The sequence below is a fragment of the Streptomyces sp. UH6 genome, assembly GCF_013421635.1.
In the GTDB taxonomy this organism is placed as follows: Bacteria; Actinomycetota; Actinomycetes; order Streptomycetales; family Streptomycetaceae; genus Streptomyces; species Streptomyces abyssomicinicus.
In genome coordinates this window covers 1-3007 of sequence record NZ_JACADT010000701.1, presented here as the reverse complement: position 1 = coordinate 3007, position 3007 = coordinate 1, and the positions used below count along the sequence as shown (strand labels likewise).

General features: G+C 73.1%; 5 protein-coding genes. All 5 read left to right on the top strand.

Going from position 1 to position 3007, the window contains the following annotated elements; genetic code table 11:
• On the top strand, positions 1 to 445 hold a 445-nt coding region (locus HW445_RS24525), incomplete at its 5' end, for a GvpL/GvpF family gas vesicle protein (RefSeq protein ID WP_180223114.1).
• A gap of 2 nt (positions 446 to 447) precedes the next feature.
• The gene (locus HW445_RS24520; RefSeq protein ID WP_180223113.1) at positions 448 to 735 is read left to right on the top strand and encodes a gas vesicle protein GvpG; all 288 of its coding nucleotides are present in this window, start codon (positions 448 to 450) and stop codon (positions 733 to 735) included.
• Positions 732 to 1415, top strand: a complete 684-nt coding sequence (locus HW445_RS24515; RefSeq protein ID WP_180223112.1) for a hypothetical protein — start codon at positions 732 to 734, stop codon at positions 1413 to 1415. The genes HW445_RS24520 and HW445_RS24515 overlap by 4 nt, the downstream gene beginning before the upstream one ends.
• 8 nt (positions 1416 to 1423) lie before the next feature.
• Complete coding sequence (locus HW445_RS24510) at positions 1424 to 2563, top strand: SRPBCC family protein (RefSeq protein ID WP_180223111.1); 1140 nt, start codon at positions 1424 to 1426, stop codon at positions 2561 to 2563.
• Positions 2564 to 2568: 5 nt separating this feature from the next.
• A complete protein-coding gene (locus HW445_RS24505) occupies positions 2569 to 2952 on the top strand; it encodes a gas vesicle protein (RefSeq protein ID WP_308799824.1) in 384 nt (127 codons plus the stop codon).
• Positions 2953 to 3007: the final 55 nt, after the last annotated feature.

Genomic DNA, 3007 nt, shown 5'->3' with positions numbered 1-3007 from the left:
CAAGGGCACGACGGTGCCCGGCTGCTTCGAGGACCTGGTCCGCCGGGACGAGAAGCTGCGGGCGCTGGCCCGGCGGACCCGCCGCCGTCCCGACTACGACGCCAACGTCCGGCTGGGCGAGGCGCTGGCCCGCGCCGTCACCCGGGAGGCGGGGCGCGCGGCGCGCGAGGTGCACTCCCGTCTTGCCGCGCTGGCCACCCGCACGGCGCGCGGCGAGGTGGACGACACCGTCGTGCTCAGCGCCTCCTTCCTGGTGCCCGCGGACGCGGAGGAGCGCTTCCGGCAGGCCGTCGAGGAGCAGGCGCTGCGTCACGGCGCGCGGATCGCGCTCAGTCTGACGGGGCCGCTGCCCTGCTACAGCTTCGTGGACGCTCCCACGACGGCCGCCACCGCCACGCGTGCCACCGCCACCCTCACGTCCGCTCCCGGCCCGGCGGGGAGGTAGGCGTGGGACTTCTCACCGAAATCCTGCTGCTCCCCCTCGCCCCGGTCCGGGGGACGGTGTGGATCGCCGACCAGCTCGCCCGTGAGGCCGAGCGGCAGGCCCGTGACCCGCGTCTGGTGCAGGCGAGGCTGGCGGCGCTGCACCGCGCCCTGGACGAGGGCGCCATCGACGAGGCGGCCTTCGAGAAGGAGGAGGACCGCCTCCTGAAGCTGCTGGAGAACCCCGTCCGCCGCGTGGGCGGCCGCCCCACCACTCCCGCTCGCACCCGTACTCCCGAGGGACTTCGATGAACCAGAACTGCAAGGCGGCGATGGCCGCCGCCGTCGCCGGTGGATATCTCCTCGGCCGCACCAAGAAGGCCAAGCTGGCCCTGGCCGTCGGCACCTACCTGGCGGGGCGGCGCTTCAGCATGTCGCCCTCCCAGCTCGCCACGCAGGGCCTGACCAAGCTGCGGGAGACCCCGCAGTTCCAGGACCTCACCGACCAGGTGCGCCACGAGGTGCTGAACGCCGGCCGCTCGGCGGTCACCGCGGCCGCCCGCCGCAAGCTCCTCGACCTCAGCGACTCCCTGCGCGACCGCGGCGAACGCCTTTCGGGCGCGGCGGGCCGCGGGGACCGGGACGAGGACGACGGGTACGCCGACGACGACTCCGCGTACGACGAGGAGCCCGTGAACGAGGCGGACGAGGACGACGAGGACGACGAGGACGCGTACGACCGGGACGACGCCTACGACGAGGACGAGGCGGAGGACGAGGCGGACGGGAAGAAGCCTGCCGCGGGCTCGCCGGGGCGGCGGACCTCGGCGGGGTCCGCGGGCCTGCGGTCGTCCGTGGCCGACCGGGGCACCGCGCGCCGGGCCACGGTCCGCCGCGCGGCGTCGACGGGTCCCTCGGTGGCCAACGCCGCGGTGAAGAAGAGAGCTGCCACCAAGTCCGGCTCCGGGTCCGGCACTCGGCGAGGGAAGTGAGCGACGACATGACGAACGGACGGCAGGAACGCGGCGGCGGCCGGGACCACCAGGACGAGGGGCTCCCGTTCGACGAACTGAAGGACGCCTTCGGCGAGTTGATCGGCGCCCTGGGCAGCAGTCTGGTCTCGAAGGCGGGCGACCGGCTCGGCGGCGTCACCGACCGCCTCCTCGACGCGGCCGACGGCGTGGGCGGCAAGGCCGGCAAGGCCGGCGGCCTGGGGGCCGTGGCCGGACGGGTGGTCAAGGGCGAGTCCCCGGCGAAGGCCATGCTGTCGGAGAAGGCCAAGGGCATGAAGGACACCGTCAAGGAGAAGCTCACGGGCGGCGGCGGTGGCGGCGGCGGTGGTGGCGGCGGGAAGGGCGGCGGCGGTGGCCTCAAGGCCACCAACATCGTCGAAGTCCTCGACGTGGCCGTCCCGTTGCGCACCGCGTACGACCAGTGGACGCAGTTCGAGGAGTTCAGCGGCTTCACCAAGGGTGTCCGCGGGGTGAGCCAGAAGGACGAGATCACCTCCGACTGGAACCTGAAGATCGGCCCGTCCAGCAGGAGCTGGAAGGCCACCGTCCAGGAGCAGATCCCGGACGACCGCATCGTGTGGACCTCCGAGGGCGCCAAGGGGAGCACCCGGGGCGCGGTCACCTTCCACGAACTCGCCCCTCGCCTCACCCGCATCGTGGTGGTGGTCGAGTACTACCCGGCGGGGTTCTTCGAGAAGACCGGCAACCTGTGGCGCGCCCAGGGCCGCCGCCTCCGTCTGGACCTCAAGCACTTCGCCCGGCACGTGACGCTCCACGGCGACGAGGAGCTGGAGGGCTGGCGCGGCGAGATCCGCGAGGGCGAGGTGGTCCGCAGCCACGAGGAGGCGATGGAGGACGAGGAGGCCCGCGAGGCGGAGGAGCGGGACGAGGACGAGGACTCCGAGGACGAGGACGAGTACGGCGACGACGAGCCCTACGGGGAGGAGGACGAGGAGGAGGGCGAATACGGCGACGACGAGGAGGACCTCGACGAGGACGCCGAGGATGACGAGGGCGAGGAAGAGGAAGACGGCGAGGACGACGAGGGGCCGCGGAACGCGGACCGCGACGACGGCCGTGGCGGCGGCCGGCGACGCCGTCGCCGTGACCGGCGGGGAGCACCGTGACGGACGTGTCCGGATGGGCGGACCCGCAGGACCCGACGGTGTACGTCCCGGGCCCGAACAACAGCACCCTCGCGGACCTGCTGGAACGGATCCTCGACAAGGGCATCGTCATCGCCGGCGACATCAAGATCGACCTGCTGGACATCGAACTCCTCACCATCCGGCTCCGCCTCTTCATCGCCTCCGTCGACACGGCGAAGCGGGCGGGCATCGACTGGTGGGAGACCGACCCGGCGATGTCCTCGCGCGCCGCCCGGGACGCCCTCACCGAGGAGAACGAGATGCTCCGCGAACGTCTGGCGGCCCTGGAGAGCCGCCTCGAGGACGGGAACGGCGGCCCGTCCACGCCCACGCCCACGGAGAGCACCCCGGAGAACCGCGTCCGATGAGCAGCAGCGACACCGTCACCTATCTCTTCGCCCTGTGCGCCGCCCGTCCGCCGGG